Origin of the sequence: Chryseolinea soli, assembly GCF_003589925.1 — a bacterium.
GTDB classification, from domain to species: domain Bacteria; phylum Bacteroidota; class Bacteroidia; order Cytophagales; family Cyclobacteriaceae; genus Chryseolinea; species Chryseolinea soli.
Map to the genome: position 1 here is coordinate 7,265,680 of NZ_CP032382.1, position 16,114 is coordinate 7,281,793.

Here is a 16,114-nt window from a genome sequence, read left to right on the forward strand (position 1 = left end):
TTCCTAGTCAAGTTTCTCCAAACAAAGCTATAGAATACTGCCGGGTCATTTAAAGTTGGCTTTATCTTACCCGTATGTTCGAAAAACAATTAATACAATAAATAACAATGCAAGGAACAGTGAAATTTTTTAATGAAACCAAAGGTTTTGGATTCATTACGCCCTCAGATTCAAGTGAAGACATTTTTGTACACGTATCAGGCCTCGTTGATGAGATCCGTGAAAACGATCAGGTTCAATATGATGAAGAAAGAGGTAAGAAAGGCATGAATGCCGTGAACGTTACCGTATTGAACTAAACGAAAGTTTTATATAGTATTTAAAGGATAGATCGCCTCACAAGGGCGGTCTATTTTTTTTGACGCATCCCAGAAATCGTTTTGAACCGCAGAGACACAAAGAGCGGCAAAGTCAACGCAAGGGAAAGACAGCGTTCCTCTTGGTGTCGACTTTGCGCCTTTCTTGCTCGCCGAAGCTTTAGCGAAGGCGGTGAAATGTATTTCAGGCAGCCGCTTTCCGCAGCACAAACCGATAATATTGGCGCACGCCATCTTTAAGCGTGGTATGGAAGGGAGACCCAACGATGCCCGCAAATTCCCCGAAGAGCTTTTGCCACTTCGCCGGGATCAACTTGCGGATCATTTCCTTTTTGGTTTCGTCTTCGGCCTCGATGGCGCTGATCACGTTCGCGCTGATGTTTTCTTCTTCCACACACTCCATGCCCGTGGTTTGAAGCTGGTCCTTGAAGATCTTCATGTTTTCGACGGAGTTTCTAAAATCGACCAGCAACAAATAGCCACCCGGCTTTAGCACGCGCTTTACTTCCGATAAAAACGTCGGCACACAGCCGTAGCCGTGGCAGGACTCTACGTTGATGACCACGTCGATCGAATTGTCGACGAGTGGAATGGCTTCGGCGCTGCCCTGGATGAACTTCAGATTGGGTGCGACGTGGATCTTGTTGGCGAGGGTCACGGCGCTGCCGGCGATGTCCATGCCGGTGTAGAAAGCGGGCTTCAGCGAACGCACAATGTATTCAGCTCCTCCTCCCCGGCCGCTGCCGACTTCCAGCAATTGTTTGCCCTCTATATTCGTTTTCGAAGCCAGGTAGTGATACATCTGCATGGAATAGCGCTGGCGGGTGGTGGCATGAACATCGATGCAATGCTCGCAGTCCTTGGGAACGTAGCCGTAGTTCATGAAATGCCAGTCGGAAGCGGGAATGTATTTGGCCAGCGCTTCGTAGGTGATGCGTGCATTTAAGCGCTTGAACCATGCATAGCCCTTGAGCATGCGAATTATGCGATTGATCATTTAGGTGTTAGGTTATAGTTTTAAAAAAGTGTATCGATACATAGCCTTCGCATGCATGGGCATGGTGAAGCTATTCAGGCCTTTCTGCTAAGTACGGTGAGGGAAATGGTGGACGAGATGGCTCTGTGTTCTTTCTATCCAGGATTGGCTCAACGCAAGTTGATCGTGTGATGACGGCGCGGCTCCATGACGCTTTTTAAGGCGGCGCTTACATTTCGTGAGAAAGTGATCATGGGGAGAGGAACACGATCGGATCGTCATACGATGACGATCTCAACAAGATGGTGTTATTTCATGACAATTCCTATCGGGCACCGACGTCGGACCGTGGGAAACAAGGCTATGTTTGAGAAATTATTGAACACGGTTTCATATTCAATCGAATCGTCACTTGGATTCCGATACTCGTGTAGAATGAAATGCCCATCGACCTAAAAAAATTTCATGTTTTTTTAATCGATCTTCTAAAATAGAAAATCGTATAATCCGTTTCAGGAATTAGGATTGCGCGGGAAACACATGGATTGGGTTGCTGTTGGAGGAGTGGTAGCTGACGTTTTCGGCCTTTGCCAGTTGCTTTTTGTTGTTGACATAATCCCCCAGACCAACCATGAAAGACTCTGTCGCAGAACTACCCTCACACCCGTCTTTCCGACCCGGAAGACGTATCAGCGAGTTTCTCAGGGCGCCTTTCCCCTATTATCTGAACGACGACCGGAAAAATACTTTTCTCATCGCGGGCATCGCGCTGTTTGTGCTCGTTTTCATGATTGTCTTTAGACCCTATTCTGCGAAGATCTTCCTGGTGAGCTCCGTCGTCTTTGTTGTGATGTGGAGTAATGTTGTTCTTCTCCCCAAGATATTTCCCGCCACCTTCGACCCCTCGAACTGGACCGTGGGCAAATACATCGTGTTTTCATTGTGGCAATTGTCATTGGATGGTTTCTTTATCGCGCTCTCGCTCGAATTGCTGGATATCCACCCCGCCGTTTCCTTTGGACAGAAACTCCTCCTGATCTATCCCAACGTGCTAAGCCAGGCCGTCATCCCCCAGGCTATTGCCACCCTCTTGCTTCGAAACAATCTCTTACAAGAAAATTTGCGTCATGCGATGAAAGCCAACCAGGAGTTGGAGAAGATCCGGGTGATCCGGGAAGACGTGGAGCATATTCACCCCAACCTCGTGACCATTTATTCGGATACGCGGGAGTCGCTGCAGTTTCTTTTTTCGAATCTTCTTTATGTGGAAGCCAGCGAGAACTATTCCACGCTCTATTGGAAAAACGGGCAAGCCGTCGAGAACCGGATGCTGCGGATCAACCTGAAGAATGTGGAGAGCCAGTTGGACAATCATTTTACGATCCGTTGTCACCGGTCGTTCCTGGTCAACATTAACGCCATCGCGCATGTGACGGGAAACGCTAACGGGTATAAGCTGGCCATCAAGGGCACGGGCGTTACCGTTCCGGTGTCGCGATCGAAGGGCAAAGAGGTGATGGAGCGGATCGAGCAGCTCCGAAACGTGTTTGAGCTCAATTAGTCATTCGTCCCAACGGGCAGTCATTGGCACCAGGCCGTTGTCAGTTGTCACTAAATCGCGCCCACTCGTTACAAACGCCCATTTTTTTTAGCCGCGCCTTTTTCTTTTGCGCTAGAAGTCAAAAACAACTTCTTACGCATGAACCCCCATACCTCCCCTATCCCCAAATCATCTTTTAGATTTTTATCGTTATTGATCTTGCTGACCGGCCTGTTGCCGGCGCGACTTTATGCGCAGTCCACCCAAACCCTGCGGGGAACCGTGGTGGACGGGGTGAGCAACACTCCCCTGGTTGGTGTTACCGTGGTCCTGGTGAATCCCGGCAACACGCTCTTGGGCAGCACGACCAATGCCGACGGACACTTCCGGATCGACGGCGTGCCCACCGGAAGACAGACGCTCCGTGTGACGTACATCGGCTATGAAGAACAAACCATCCCCAACATCGTGGTGACGGCCGGCAAGGAAGTGGTGCTGAACCTGAGCCTGACCGAAAGCATCAGCCAACTGGAAGAAGTGGTGGTGACCGGCGACAGCCGCGACGACAAAACCGCCACCAACAATGAGAACGCCGCGGTGAGCGCCCGGTCCTTTAACGTGGACGACACCAAGCGTTATGCCGGCGCCATCGGCGATCCTTCGCGCATGGCCGCCAACTTTGCGGGCGTGGCCGGTGGCAACGACAGCCGCAACGACATCGTGGTGCGCGGCAATTCGCCCACCGGTATGTTGTGGCAGATGGAAGGGCTCAACATTCCCAACCCCAACCATTTCGGTTCGGCGGCCAGCACGGGAGGACCGGTGAGCATCCTGAACAACAACAACCTCGACAAGTCCGATTTTATGACCAGCGCCTTCCCGGCGCAATATGGTAATGCAACGGCCGGGGTATTTGACCTGCGGCTGCGCGATGGCAACAATGAGAAACGCGAACTCCTCGCCCAGGTGGGTTTTAATGGGTTTGAACTGGGCGCGGAGGGACCGTTCTCAAAAAAATCGGAAGCCTCGTACGTTGCCAACTACCGGTATTCAACGCTGGGTGTTTTCCAGGCGCTTGGCATTCAGTTCGGGACCGGCACTAACACGCCGGATTACCAGGATCTCAATTTCAAGGTGAGCGTGCCTACGGCAAATGGCGGGAAGTGGACTTTGTTCGGCATCGGCGGCACGAGTAAGATCAACCTGTTGGGAAGCGAAGCCGACCTGGACAAAGGCTCTAACAACCTGTATGGAAGCGAGAACAACGATTCCTATACCAAATATCAAACCGGTGCGGTGGGTGTCAACTATGAAAAAACCATTTCGAATACCTACATGCGGATCACCGCCGGTTTGAGTGGTACGGGCGAAGACGTGTCTTCCGATTCGCTGGTCCGCAACAGCGAGAATGAAGTGATCGACCGCTACCTGCGCGTGGAAAACAACATGAATACGCAAAAGTATTCGCTAAACTTTTTAACCCGGACAAAATTCAATGCCCGGAACAGTCTTACCTCCGGCTTCTATATCGACGACACCCATTTCAATCTCTACAGCCACGATGTCTACGCCAACGTGCAGCGCGACACGGTGCGGCTGGATGTGAAAGACCGCACCACGCTATACCAGTTCTACAGCACCTGGAAGCATCGCTTCAATCCGCACCTGGTGTTGAACGCGGGCCTCCATACACAGTACTATTCGCTGAACAAGCAATGGGCCGTGGAGCCGAGAACAAGCTTACAATATATTATCGATGGAAGCCACTCGCTCAGTGTTGGGTATGGCATTCATAACCAAATACAGAGCATCACAACCAATTTTATACAAACCAAAGCGGCCGACGGTGAAATGTTGCTCACCAACAAAGATCTTGATTTCACCACCAGCCGGCACCTGGTGTTGAGCTATGACTGGAACATCTCGTCGAAGGTGAGGTTGAAAGTGGAGAGTTATTATCAGACACTTTCGAATGTTCCCGTGGAGCAGGTGCCGTCGTCGTTTTCATCGATCAATACGGGGATGTCCTTTGGAATTTCGAGTACCGACAGCTTAGTGAATCGGGGTACGGGAAGAAACTACGGGTTGGAGTTTACGTTGGAGCGGTTCTTCCGCGATGGCTACTACTTCTTGTTTACGGCCTCGCTTTTCGATTCCCAGTACAAAGGCAGCGACGGCGTTTGGCGAAACACCGCCTACAACACGCAATACGTTTTCAATGCGTTGGCGGGCAAAGAATGGCGCGTGGGCAAAGGAAATGACTTCTTCTCTGTAAACTTAAAGATGTCCACCGTGGGTGGCAAGCCGCTTACGCCGATCGATTTTGAAACCTCACAACGCTATGGCAAGACGGTCTACAAGGACAGCGAGGCCTATAGCGACCGGCAAACCCCCTACTTCCGATCGGACCTGCGGTTCTCTTACCGCAAAGAATATAAACACAGCACGCTGGAAGTGGCTTTGGATCTGCAGAACCTGACCAACAACAAAAATATCTTCACGCAGAACTACAATCCGCGGACGAACTCCATTGTGACGGTGTATCAGCAATCGTTCTTCCCGGTTCCCTACTTTAAGTTTACGTTTTGAAAATGCACAGCAAACTGTTTCGCCGTCCCTAGAAATATTTTGTGAACCGCACCTTTAAGGCAAGGGGCGTTCCCGGCGTGAAGTGGATTTCGGATACGGGGTCGGTCTCATCCTTGAGACGCGACTCCGTGTCGAACTGGGCTTCCTTCCAGGCCGTGTTGAAAATGTTTTCGACCGACAGGCCGAACTCATAGCCCGGGCGTGTATAGTTGACGATGGCGTCGGCGATGAAGTAACCGTTAGCCACCACGGTATTGGTTTCGTTCGCCGCGCGGTTGCCCATATAGCGATAGCGCAGGCTGCCGTTGACACCTTGCTGCCGCCGGAAACTCAAGCCGCCAATGCTGGTGATGGTGGGCGCCAGCGGAATATGATCCTCGCCTTCGGGCACACCTTTGGCGCGCGGCCGGGTCACGTTCAGGTCTGCGTCGGCAAACAGCCAGGGCGCGAGTTGGTAGCGCACAGAGAGGTCGATGCCTTCGCGTGTGGTTTTGCCGCTGGGTTCCACCACGGCTTCGTCGCCGACATAGACAAATTCCTCGTCAAGGTCGAGGCGCCAGAGGGCGGTGTGGACGATGAGCGCGGGAGTCACTTTTATGTCGGCGCCTACATCCATGCCATAGGCGCGAGGCAACGTCTCCTTGGCGGACTGTTCCACTACCACGCGGGCATCGTTGGAGTGGAAGCCGGTGCCCGTGCGCACAAAGAGGTTGACGGTTTCGGTGGCTTGGTAGTTGAAGTTAAGTTTGGGACTCACGATACCTCTCCTCTTGCTGCCAGGTTGGGCAGCATTCAAACGGTCGGTGTAGTCGAAGTGAAAATAGTCGAAGCGCAGGGCGGCGTTGATGGAAAACTTTGGTGTGAGCCAAAGCGTTTCGCTCCAGAAAGCATTTGCATTGCCTTCGCGGATGTCGCCGCGTTTGAAGTCGCGGATGAAGATCCGGCGCACGGTATTGCTCAGCGCAATGTTGTCGATCGCATCATAGCGAAAGCCTGCACCGGCTTCCGTTTGCAAACGCATGCCGCCCAGTGTTGAGGTTTGACTGTAGCGCGTTTTGTAGCCATAGACCCAACGGTGTTCCTGCTGGTGGATCTGGTCGCCGTCTACCGGGTTGTTGAGGTAGAAGGTGAAGTTGGAAAACAGGCTGAAGTTGTAGCGCACGGCATAAGCCTGGTTCTCCCAGGTGCCGCCGTTGCGCAGCGAATGACTGGTCCGCAGATTCATGTTGATGCGTCCCGTGCCTCCGCCTTCGGTGGGATCGAGCGAACCGAAACGGGTGATGAGCCCGCTGTCTACTGCGCGGTCCGGAATTTGTCCGCTGGCGTCCCACTGGCTGTCGAACACGGAGAGGGCCAGTGAGAGACGTGTGCGCTCGCCCCATTGGGTGTTGAATTTTCCCTGGATGTTGAAGCGTTTGAAGTGCTGACTGTTTTCGAAATAGCCGTTGGTGCGCGTGAACTCGGAGGCGATGTAGGCGTTGGAGCGGGCCCGTTTCAACACGTTGACACCGGCCACCGCGCGGCCCATGCCAAACGAGCCGCCTTCGAGGCGGGCAAAGTTGTGATCCAGTTTGTTTCGGGTTTGGAAATCTACATAGCCCGCGGTGGTGAAGTCGCCTTCGTCGGCGAAGTAGGGTCCCTTGTCGAAGTCGACATAGTCTACCAGTTCGGGGATAACGAAGTGGAGATCGGCGTAGCCCTGACCGTGGGCGTGCGACACCATGTTCACGGGCATGCCATCCACTTCCACGTTGATGTCTGTGCCGTGGTCGGCATCAAAGCCCCGGAGAAAGATCTGCTCGGCTTTGCCTCCGCCGGCGTGCTGAGCAATGAACAGACCCGGCACCATGCGGAGAATGTCCTGACTGGTGTTGACAGGCCGCAGGCGAATGTCAACGTGCGACAAGGTGTTCATGGGACGCTCCAGTCCACCGGTCACGGTGATGTCGGCCAGTTGAACGCCGCCGGCTTTGAGATGGACAGAGAGTGATGTGATCGCGCCATCGGCGATAGTTACTGGAATAGTTTGCGTTTCAAAGCCGATATAGGAAACGCGAACGGAGTAGCTACCGGCTTTTGCCGTTGTGATACTGTAGTGTCCCAGCCGGTCGGTGATGGTGCCGGTTCCTGTCTCCGGGATATAGATCGAGGCTCCGATCAGGGGTTCATTTTTCTCGTCTGCTACGGAACCCCGCACGATGCCTTGGGCAAGGGCGCCCTGGGCAACCAGCCACAGCGTGAGTTGCAGTATAAAGAATTTCATGGCTTCAAATTTATGAAGTGAAAGGGATTCTCAAGGCACCGGCCAGATGAAACTGATGGATCGCTTCAACTATTGCTCAGGGCCTCTTTAATTTTTTGCGTCACTTCCGGGCCGAGTTCAAACGCACTTTTTTCCGCACGACGGAGATAGGTCCTGGCCTTTCCGGTTTGGCCGTTGGCCTGGTAAATCAAGCCGAGGTGAAAGAACACATCGGGCTCGAAGGTTTTGTCGACGAGGAAATCTTCGGCCACTTCCAATGCCTGGGCGTATTTGCCTTCGTGGAAATATCCCCAGGCCAACAGGTCGTACGATTGCGGCGTGGGCCGGTTATGGATCTCGCGTTCGGCGAGGGCTATGGTTTTTGCGGGATTTGAAAAATCCTCCACGTGCATCAACGCCAGGTACTTGTTGTACATGTCGCCGTAGCGCGGGCTGTTGGCCAGCGAGTCGAACACATGCAGTTCTTTCATTTTTTCCATGGCGTCATTTTCGGCTCCGGCGATTTTTGCCAGTAGCAAATGCATGTCGGGCGTGGCTCTTTTTTGATTGATGTATTGAGCGATGCGCCGCGCGTCGGCATAGCGATGGTCATGCGAAAAGGCGATCCAGGCAATTCCTTTTAAGGCATAGTCATAGTCCGGATTTGTTTTGAGGATGTCGAGGTAGAGTTGGTAGGCTTCCTGGATCCGTCCGGCGTGCCCATACATATCGGCCAGGTTTGATTTTGTCCACAGCGAAAGGGATGCATTGTCTTTGGCTTTTACGAGTGCGGTTTCCATCAACACGATGGCCGAGTCGAGATCGCCTTCGTGGTCCTTGATCTTTGCTTTGCGAATGATGTAGGGGAAGAAATTACGCGTGGCGATCCTGTTGAGTGCCCTGTTGGCGCCGTCATAATCGCCAAGTTCGAGATCTACGTCCGTCAACATGAACAACGAAGAGGCTTTCCCCTCTCCGATTGCCAGGGCTTTTTGAATTTGTTCATACGCTTCACCAAACTGATGTTGCGTGATGGCGTTTGCCGCCAGTGCGCGGTGAACGGAAGCATTTTCATTTCCCGACGCGGCGAGCACGGAGCGGTACAAACTATCGGAGGTAAAAATATCTTCGATGCGGCCCGCCAACATAAAACGCGACGACAACAGTCCGGCGATGCGGAGCTTGCAGGTCTCGCTGTCGGGTGTGCGCGTTTGTTTGTTTTTCCAGAACGCAATTTCTTCGTTGCATTTTTGGAGCGCGGCATCGGTGTGCGGCGTGAGGTAGGCAGCATAGTCGGCCGGGTGCGTGATGTCCTGTTCCTGCTTTTCGGCACAGCCAAAGATCAGGAGAACCGAAAATGCCAGTGACGGGAAGATGAGGGCCTTCTTTTTCATGGGTTGGAGTTTTGAAATAAAAAACTAAACCCGGAGCAAGCGTGCCCCGGGCCGTGTTTGCATCAATGTGGCGAAGCCAGGTAGGGGAACGTGTCGAGGAAGCCTTTATCGTTGGCGTTCACATGATCGTCGGTCAACATGGGATTGGCAGTGGCATCCGGTCCGCCGAAGAGCAGGATCAATTCCACGGTGATCACATCGTCGTTCAGCTTACGACCGGTCAGCACGTTGGTGCCGTCGTAGAATGTCGTGGCACCGTTGAGCGCTACGCTCAACACGTCGGTGGAGAGTACGCCGGTGAAGGTGGCGGCATCGAGACCCAGCAAATTGGTCGTGTAGCCGGGGTTGAGGGCCATCAATCTATCCTTGAATTTTGTCCCGAAGGCTGCGTTTTGAGCCGAAGGGATCGTGCCGTTGAAAGTGTCTTTGTCGCCGGCGCTCACGAAGACGGTGTTGATGGCGGGACGTGCCATCTGGTCCTCTTGCACGTAGGTGACCGGCATAGGCGTAGCATCGTCGTCGTTGTTACAGGACCCGAGCGCAATCACGGCGCCCACGGCCAACAGGCTTATATATTTCAGTTTCATTTTTTTAAAAGGTTGAGTGAGGGAATTAATTTTTTCGGTTGGTCGTCGCCCACGCATTGATGGTGCCACTGCCCAGCAGCGACTTGGGCAACTCGATGACCACCGACATCACATTGGTACCGGCGAACGTGTCCGTTCCTGGGTTGTTGAACCCGGTGGCGGTTCCAGCGATCACTTTTTTAAACTGGTCCAGGTCGAAGAAGAACGGATCATCGCGCGGGCCGGCGAAGACTTTAATGCCGTTGGCTTCGCCGGTCATGGGCGAACCGGCATAGGTGCTGATGCCGGCCTCCACTTTGTTGCCGGTGGTGACCAGCGTACTGTTCAGTCCTTTTTCGATGGGCGCTACGGGGCCATACACTTGCACTTTGCCGTTCTCGAACGTCACCTGGAGCACGAGGTCTTCCATGTTGTCTTTGGCGGACGAGTTGTCGACGTTCACTTCGAGCATCACGTCGGAGTCAAAGGCGGCAGCGGCGGTGGCCGTGGGGGCCAACAGTCCTTGTGTGTTGACGACAAACACGAGGTTGCTGCTGTTCGAAGGGCTTTCGAATGCGTAGAAGTCGGTGATGTCGGAGGCCTTGCCCGTCACGGCCGGCGCGTCGATGTGGTCAGCCGCAATGAGGTACGTTGCCGATGAGATGACACCGATCGCCAGGAGCGCGGCGAGGCCCCTTCGGAGGTCTTTTGTTTTTGCTTTCATAAAAGGGTTGTTAATTGATCATGACCCACCTACGATGAAAGCAAACGGTTTGGATTTTTAGTTTTAGAAATAAATCAAAATGCGCGACTGTGCGCGGCCGACGAAGGTCCGCCGGACGACGAAGGATTACCATTTTTGATGATGGGTGATGGTTGCTAACGCCTTAACCGTATGAGCATTATCGGCGAAATAGATCCTCCCTGAGGCGAGGCCGGGTCAAAGTGTAAAAAAAATCTGCAACGAAAAAAATTTCAAAAGAAATGCCTCTCACCGGATACTTGTCCCGATCCGATCCCAATCTTTACTCCAATAAAAATACAATGCTTTCCCCAACACCATGCTTTCGGCTACGAATCCCCAATAGCGGGAGTCTAAGGAATTATGACGGTTGTCGCCCATCATGAAATAGTAGTTGTCTTTGAATGCATAGGTATCGATCTGTTTTCCGTTGATGATCGCCGCGGAGTCCAGCAACTCGACCGATTCGTTCTCGTATTTTAAACACGTTCCATAAAGCGCGAGGTTCCGGTGGGTCAATGGGATCCGGTCTCCTTTTTTTGGCAAGTAGAGCGGACCAAAGTTGTCTTTATTCCATTGGCCCGATCCCGTCTGCGGATATACGTCCGGTTCCAGTTCGTCTTCGCTGGTCATTTCCCGTTCCACGAATTTTATAAAAGGCAATCCTCTTACTTGTCGCGCTTGTTCCTGCGTCAGGAACATGCTGTAAGATCCTGACCCCACGTCATAAAACTCGGATTCAGCGATGCCGAATTGATCAAGCACGCGTTGCTGGATCCTAACGCCATCCGTTTGCACAGCATATCTATACTTGAGCATGTAGTCGCCCGTGAGGCTATCGCCGTTTACAAAGACCGCTGCTTTACGTATGGAAAGGGTATCGCCCGGCATGCCCACGCAGCGTTTGATGTACATGATTTTCTGATCGGGCGGCCACTTGAAGACGATGATGTTATTGCGGGCGATGGTTTTGGTTTTGTGGAACATCAAGTGGTCTCCAATTTGCAACGTGGGGTCCATGGCGGGTGTTGGTATCACCACCGGAGTGATGGGCGATAGATAGCCCAGGGAATGAATGCTTTGCAAGAATGGACGCAGGCCCACCTGGGCAGCAATGACTAAAACATATACATACCACACATCCCAGCGCTTTGTCTCCTGGTGTTTGGCCTTTCCCACGGCCCGATAGCCGCTGACGATCAAGTACACATAAAAGGCGATGATGAGACCGATCCCGACCAGGAACAGCGTAAAGGTATACGCCACAAACCGGATGCTGATCACGGCCACCAGGATGAGCAGGAAATAGGCGATGACGCCTCTCTTGATGTTCCCCGCATAAACATAGCCCAGGCCCGGGACGATAAAATTCAGGAAGGCTGCCAGCGCAGGTTTCTTTTTTTTCGGACTTTCTTCATGGCCGCTAACGGGGGTCTCCAGGTCGTTCATTTTGAATCTATTTTACGTGTATGGCTGAGAAATTTATCGCCCACAAACCTGAATGGATCAGGCATTCTCCAGCTTTATCTATTTTGGCTAAAACAAGTATAGCGTTATTATTCTAAAATTCATACTGCTTCAAACGGATCGAAGGTGCTCCACTCCTTTTAAGTATGTTAGAGAAAGCCTCGGATTTAAAATCATTATTTTCCGTGATTTTTTCTAAGCCCGTGACCCCGCTTATTTGCGCGCCCAATATTATACGATAAAAGCATGTATCGACCACCTTGATGGAGGGTGAGGACATCCGGAAAATATGCAGCATCAAGGCAGGATTCTTCGCATGGCTGAAACAGGAAGATTAAATTCCCGTATTTATGAAAAGCCAAATACACTTAATTTTATCGTTCAACTCACCTAGCCTGCCGTTAGCCGCTTCCAGGCGTTTGCTGATTTTAGAAAGATCCGGAAGTAACGACAACCATTCAATAATTTCTATGGAGCCCAAAGTAAAAGACGAAAAACTTAGCGCGGAGATCGGGCAGTATAAAAAATTGCATGACATCATCAGCGCAACCAGTGAGATCCCTGAAGATTTTATCAGGCCCTCCACGGAGGACGATAAGTATTGTTATTATATGTTTTCCACCGCCAGGTGCTCCTTTCTTTTTATCGACAAGCATTATGAATCCTTTATGGGCTATTTGCCCGAGGAGCACAAAAAAGGCGGGCTTGACTTTTGGTTTTCAAAGGTTCACCCGGACGATCGCAAGCTCCTGGCCGATCGAATACTCGAGTTCCAGGGGCAAGCCAGGTCGTCGCATAGCAAGGAGCAACCCCTGTCGGCCATGCTGAACTACCGGTTCAGGAAGGGAACGGGAGAATGGATCTGGCTCCAACATACCGTCCTTGTGGCCGCGCTCGATGAAAGCGGGATGATCGACAAGCTTGTACACCGGCTGAGAATGCTCGAAGCACTGTCTACTCCCGTTCATCCGGAGAAAAAACCTTTTGAGGTTGCCTTGAAAAAAAGTGATTCGGTTGGGCGCCTGACCAACAGAGAAAAACAGGTTCTGAAATTGGTCGCCGAAGGTTTCTCTTCCAAGATCATTGCCGATCAACTGAGCATCAGCATCAACACGGTGGAAACGCACCGGCGACACTTGTTAGAAAAGCTGAATGCCAAAAACTCAATGGAGTTGGTGAAGCGCGCGTTTAGTTTGTTCTGGAATTAACGCCGGTATGCCTTCCGGGTGTCAGCCCCAATCGTCCCGGAAAAAATCATGATTTTCCGTCATTGAGTTAGATCCTGCTTTCGCTTCCCTTTGTGCCAAAATAAACGTCAATTTTTATGGCACAATTCATTCCTTTCGATTCAAAAGTTCAAGTCAACGGGCAAACCATTCTGTCCGTCGTCAATGCACTGCACAGCGGCCAGGAGACGAGAAGAATCATTCTTGAGAAGAATGGCATCAAAGATCCAAAACCTGGCGCCTGGTTCCCGCAGAGTGCCTGGCTGAAAGCGTTTGAAGAGATCTCCAAGACCATCGGTTCGTATACCTTGTTTAGTATCGGAAAAGCGATTCCCGAGCACGCCACATTCCCACCGGAGATCGACAGCCTGGAGAAGGCATTGTCTTCCATTCACGTGGCTTACCAAATGAATCACCGCGGCGGAGAAATTGGGTATTACAAGTTGGTCTGGTTTGATGGTCCTGCCCGGAAGGCCATGATGGAATGTAAAAACCCCTATCCCAGCGAATTCGATCGTGGCATCATTACGACGATGTTACGAAGATTTAAACCACGCGACTCCTTTAAATACGATGTCTCGCTAAACCTCGCCTTTCCAACACGTCTGAAGGGCAACGACAGCTGTATGTTCAACATCGTCTGGTGAGGTCCTAAGAACCGTGCTTAAACCGTCTCTCCACTTCGAGAAGGCAATCTCCACGAGTTGGATGCCGTCAAAATCCATGTTTAACCTTTACAAAATCCAAAAATGAAAAATCAGTTTATCATTGTATCGACCTTAATTTTATCTTTAACGATATTAAACGCTTGCAAAAAGAAAGACGAAACGCCCAGTCCAATCGCCGCAGCCCCTTCGGTAAGCTTCACCATCGACGGCGACGGCTTTGTGTCAAAAGAAGTCTCCATCACGGGGATAAGTGATCTCTCCAACGTCGGTCTATATTTTTCGAAGTTTGGCTTTACGTCGTGTACCGTCGGCGACAAAGCTTCGTTAGCCGAAGACGACAAAAACAGGGCTGCATTCTATTTTGATGGAAACACCTCCAGTCCAACGTCACAATCGGTGGGAACCCGTTTTTCAAATCCCCAGGGGCCGCAAGAACTGGTCAATTTTCTTCTTAGCGTTACCCGCCAGGGCACGATGAATACCTATGTTATCGACTACAACGACCTGAGCAATACTCCCGGATTCATTTCCATTTCAAAATACGGGGCCGTCGGCAGTACGATCGAAGGAACTTTCTCGGGGACATTAATCAATTCGGTCACCGGAGAAAAAGTTGAGATCACCAAAGGGCATTTCACCGTGCCGAGAAAAAAAGACATTTAATCCCACCACGTCCCGAATAGAGCACGACCGGTGATCAGACCCATCATCGGCCGGCTCTGTCTTTTTGCCCAAAGAAACATTACAGCACCATCCATTCGTGTTCTCAACGACCAAATAACAACCACTTTCCCTATGAAATCAGTAGCCATCATTGGCGCCGGCTTCTCCGGCCTGGTCACCGCAAAAATATTCAAGCAATATGGCTTTGTCGTCACCGTATATGAGAAGGAGTCCGAGGTAGGAGGCGTGTGGACTTCCTCCAGGAGATATCCCGGCCTCACGACCCAAAATCCGAAGGACACCTACTTTTTATCGGACCTAAAAATGCCAAAACATTTTCCGGAATGGCCCAATGGCGACCAGGTTCAGGCGTACCTGGATGCCTATGTTACCTATTGCCATCTGCGAAAACATATCATCCTTCAAACGGAAGTAAAAAAAACCGACTACGATCCCGAATCCGGAAAATGGATTGTCAAGACCGAGCACACCAGGAGCCACCTGCGGGAGGTGAGGGTTTTCGACTATTTAATCATCTGCAATGGCATTTTTTCCGATCCGCTCATACCATCCTACACAGGAGCGGATAAATTCATAGCGGCCGGCGGCAAGATCCTTCACACTTCCAAACTGAACGACCTGTTCGAAGTGGCCAACAAAAATGTTGTCGTGGTGGGCTATGGCAAATCTTCCTGCGACGTTGCCAGTGCCATCGCCGACGCTTCCCTGTCCACTACGGTCGTTGCCCGAAGCATCCTTTGGAAAGTGCCCAAGAAATTCTTTGGACTTTTGAACATGAAGTTTATACTCCTGACGCGTCTGGGTGAGAACCTTTTTGAATACATCTCGCTAAGCGGGTTTGCAAAATTCCTGCATACTGCGGGAAAGCCGCTGCGGAACTTTCTCCTCTGGAGTGTGCAATCCGTCGTTGCCACACAACTAAAACTAAAGAAAAGCGGCGTGCATCCCGGCGATTCGCTGGAGACCATCGCCCGGGCCAATGTGAGCCTGGCCAGCGACAATTTTTTTAACAAGATCCTGTCCAAAAAAATTGTTATCGAGAAAGGGCAAGACATTCACTATCTGCTCCCCGGGAAAGCCGTCCTGGCCAATGGAAAAGAACTGCCTGCCTCGATGATTGTCTGCGGCACGGGATACCGGCAAGCGATACCTTTCATGAACGAATCGATCGCCTCAAAAATCCTCGATGAGCAGAAAAATTTCAAATTATATCGCAACCAACTTCCCATAGACGTTCCGTGCCTGGGATTTAACGGATACAACTCTTCTTTCTATAGCCAGCTGAATGCCGAGATGGGTGCCCTCTGGCTAGCCGAATATTTTACGGGCGGGTTAGCCATTCCTTCCCCCGAAGAATGCTCAAGACATATTGCTGAAAAACTAGCCTGGTCAAATCACAGATCCGCGGGAAAAAATTCCAAGGGCACCAATATCATTCCATTTTCTTTGCATCACATCGATGAACTGCTCGGCGATGTCGGGTACAATGTCAGTCGCTTCACGCGGTTGATGCAGTGGCTGGTCCCGGCGAATCCGGCGTCGTACGTGCCGGTAATAAGAAAAACAATCGACCGGTTTGACAAGAACAGGCGAGCACAGTTCTTTACTTCAAAGAAACCCCATCCCCATTTGGGTTCGCCTGTAGTCAATTTCCGTGATTGACGTGCCACTTTATGCACCATAGCTTTGTCGTGTCAATAAAG

General features: G+C 51.3%; 13 protein-coding genes. 7 read left to right on the forward strand and 6 right to left on the reverse strand.

The window, feature by feature from the left end; all coding sequences use genetic code 11:
- Positions 1-107 precede the first annotated feature (107 nt).
- Positions 108-299 carry a cold-shock protein gene (locus tag D4L85_RS30090; protein ID WP_119757833.1) on the forward strand — a complete coding sequence of 64 codons (192 nt, stop codon included), beginning with the start codon at positions 108-110 and terminating at the stop codon, positions 297-299.
- Between the two features lie 202 nt (positions 300-501).
- On the opposite strand, the gene D4L85_RS30095 is transcribed toward D4L85_RS30090, so the two are convergent.
- On the reverse strand, positions 502-1,314 hold the full coding sequence (locus D4L85_RS30095) for a class I SAM-dependent methyltransferase (RefSeq protein WP_119757834.1): 813 nt from the start codon (positions 1,312-1,314) through the stop codon (positions 502-504).
- Between the two features lie 610 nt (positions 1,315-1,924).
- Between D4L85_RS30095 and D4L85_RS30100 the strand changes: the two genes are divergently transcribed.
- Both D4L85_RS30100 and D4L85_RS30105 read left to right on the forward strand, forming a co-directional pair.
- Complete coding sequence (locus D4L85_RS30100) at positions 1,925-2,854, forward strand: LytR/AlgR family response regulator transcription factor (RefSeq protein WP_119757835.1); 930 nt, start codon at positions 1,925-1,927, stop codon at positions 2,852-2,854.
- A gap of 138 nt (positions 2,855-2,992) precedes the next feature.
- Positions 2,993-5,422 (forward strand): TonB-dependent receptor, encoded by a 2,430-nt coding sequence (locus D4L85_RS30105; RefSeq protein ID WP_119757836.1) that lies wholly within the window; start codon positions 2,993-2,995, stop codon positions 5,420-5,422.
- Between the two features lie 28 nt (positions 5,423-5,450).
- Here D4L85_RS30105 and D4L85_RS30110 read toward each other — a convergent pair whose 3' ends face one another.
- The 5 genes from D4L85_RS30110 to lepB form a co-directional block, all read right to left on the reverse strand.
- Complete coding sequence (locus D4L85_RS30110; protein WP_119757837.1) at positions 5,451-7,685, reverse strand: TonB-dependent receptor; 2,235 nt, start codon at positions 7,683-7,685, stop codon at positions 5,451-5,453.
- A 65-nt stretch (positions 7,686-7,750) separates the two neighbouring features.
- A complete protein-coding gene (locus tag D4L85_RS30115) occupies positions 7,751-9,058 on the reverse strand; it encodes a tetratricopeptide repeat protein (RefSeq protein ID WP_119757838.1) in 1,308 nt (435 codons plus the stop codon).
- A 62-nt stretch (positions 9,059-9,120) separates the two neighbouring features.
- A complete protein-coding gene (locus tag D4L85_RS30120; RefSeq protein ID WP_119757839.1) occupies positions 9,121-9,645 on the reverse strand; it encodes a DUF4331 family protein in 525 nt (174 codons plus the stop codon).
- Between the two features lie 25 nt (positions 9,646-9,670).
- Complete coding sequence (locus D4L85_RS30125; RefSeq protein ID WP_119757840.1) at positions 9,671-10,348, reverse strand: DUF4331 family protein; 678 nt, start codon at positions 10,346-10,348, stop codon at positions 9,671-9,673.
- A gap of 267 nt (positions 10,349-10,615) precedes the next feature.
- The gene (lepB, locus tag D4L85_RS30130; RefSeq protein ID WP_119757841.1) at positions 10,616-11,815 is read right to left on the reverse strand and encodes a signal peptidase I; all 1,200 of its coding nucleotides are present in this window, start codon (positions 11,813-11,815) and stop codon (positions 10,616-10,618) included.
- A 488-nt stretch (positions 11,816-12,303) separates the two neighbouring features.
- Here lepB and D4L85_RS30140 point away from each other — a divergent pair, with 488 nt between their 5' ends.
- The 4 genes from D4L85_RS30140 to D4L85_RS30155 all read left to right on the forward strand — a co-directional run bounded on the left by D4L85_RS30140 (position 12,304) and on the right by D4L85_RS30155 (position 16,073).
- On the forward strand, positions 12,304-13,041 hold the full coding sequence (locus D4L85_RS30140) for a LuxR C-terminal-related transcriptional regulator (protein WP_160144095.1): 738 nt from the start codon (positions 12,304-12,306) through the stop codon (positions 13,039-13,041).
- A 116-nt stretch (positions 13,042-13,157) separates the two neighbouring features.
- Positions 13,158-13,706 carry a hypothetical protein gene (locus D4L85_RS30145; RefSeq protein WP_119757844.1) on the forward strand — a complete coding sequence of 183 codons (549 nt, stop codon included), beginning with the start codon at positions 13,158-13,160 and terminating at the stop codon, positions 13,704-13,706.
- A 102-nt stretch (positions 13,707-13,808) separates the two neighbouring features.
- Positions 13,809-14,390: a hypothetical protein gene (locus D4L85_RS30150; protein WP_119757845.1), complete on the forward strand. Its 582-nt coding sequence runs from the start codon at positions 13,809-13,811 to the stop codon at positions 14,388-14,390.
- Positions 14,391-14,522: 132 nt separating this feature from the next.
- Positions 14,523-16,073, forward strand: coding sequence for a flavin-containing monooxygenase (locus D4L85_RS30155; RefSeq protein WP_119757846.1), 1,551 nt, complete (start codon positions 14,523-14,525; stop codon positions 16,071-16,073).
- Positions 16,074-16,114 lie beyond the last annotated feature (41 nt).

Excerpts from the sequence above, each read along its gene's own strand:
- D4L85_RS30095 (WP_119757834.1), bottom strand. The coding sequence starts at position 1,314 with ATGATCAATCGCATAATTCGCATGCTCAAGGGCTATGCATGGTTCAAG.
- D4L85_RS30120 (WP_119757839.1), bottom strand. The coding sequence starts at position 9,645 with ATGAAACTGAAATATATAAGCCTGTTGGCCGTGGGCGCCGTGATTGCG.
- D4L85_RS30150 (WP_119757845.1), top strand. The coding sequence starts at position 13,809 with ATGAAAAATCAGTTTATCATTGTATCGACCTTAATTTTATCTTTAACG.
- D4L85_RS30115 (WP_119757838.1), bottom strand. The coding sequence starts at position 9,058 with ATGAAAAAGAAGGCCCTCATCTTCCCGTCACTGGCATTTTCGGTTCTC.
- D4L85_RS30155 (WP_119757846.1), top strand. The coding sequence starts at position 14,523 with ATGAAATCAGTAGCCATCATTGGCGCCGGCTTCTCCGGCCTGGTCACC.
- D4L85_RS30090 (WP_119757833.1), top strand. The coding sequence starts at position 108 with ATGCAAGGAACAGTGAAATTTTTTAATGAAACCAAAGGTTTTGGATTC.
- D4L85_RS30140 (WP_160144095.1), top strand. The coding sequence starts at position 12,304 with ATGGAGCCCAAAGTAAAAGACGAAAAACTTAGCGCGGAGATCGGGCAG.
- D4L85_RS30145 (WP_119757844.1), top strand. The coding sequence starts at position 13,158 with ATGGCACAATTCATTCCTTTCGATTCAAAAGTTCAAGTCAACGGGCAA.
- D4L85_RS30100 (WP_119757835.1), top strand. The coding sequence starts at position 1,925 with ATGAAAGACTCTGTCGCAGAACTACCCTCACACCCGTCTTTCCGACCC.
- D4L85_RS30110 (WP_119757837.1), bottom strand. The coding sequence starts at position 7,685 with ATGAAATTCTTTATACTGCAACTCACGCTGTGGCTGGTTGCCCAGGGC.
- lepB (WP_119757841.1), bottom strand. The coding sequence starts at position 11,815 with ATGAACGACCTGGAGACCCCCGTTAGCGGCCATGAAGAAAGTCCGAAA.
- D4L85_RS30105 (WP_119757836.1), top strand. The coding sequence starts at position 2,993 with ATGAACCCCCATACCTCCCCTATCCCCAAATCATCTTTTAGATTTTTA.
- D4L85_RS30125 (WP_119757840.1), bottom strand. The coding sequence starts at position 10,348 with ATGAAAGCAAAAACAAAAGACCTCCGAAGGGGCCTCGCCGCGCTCCTG.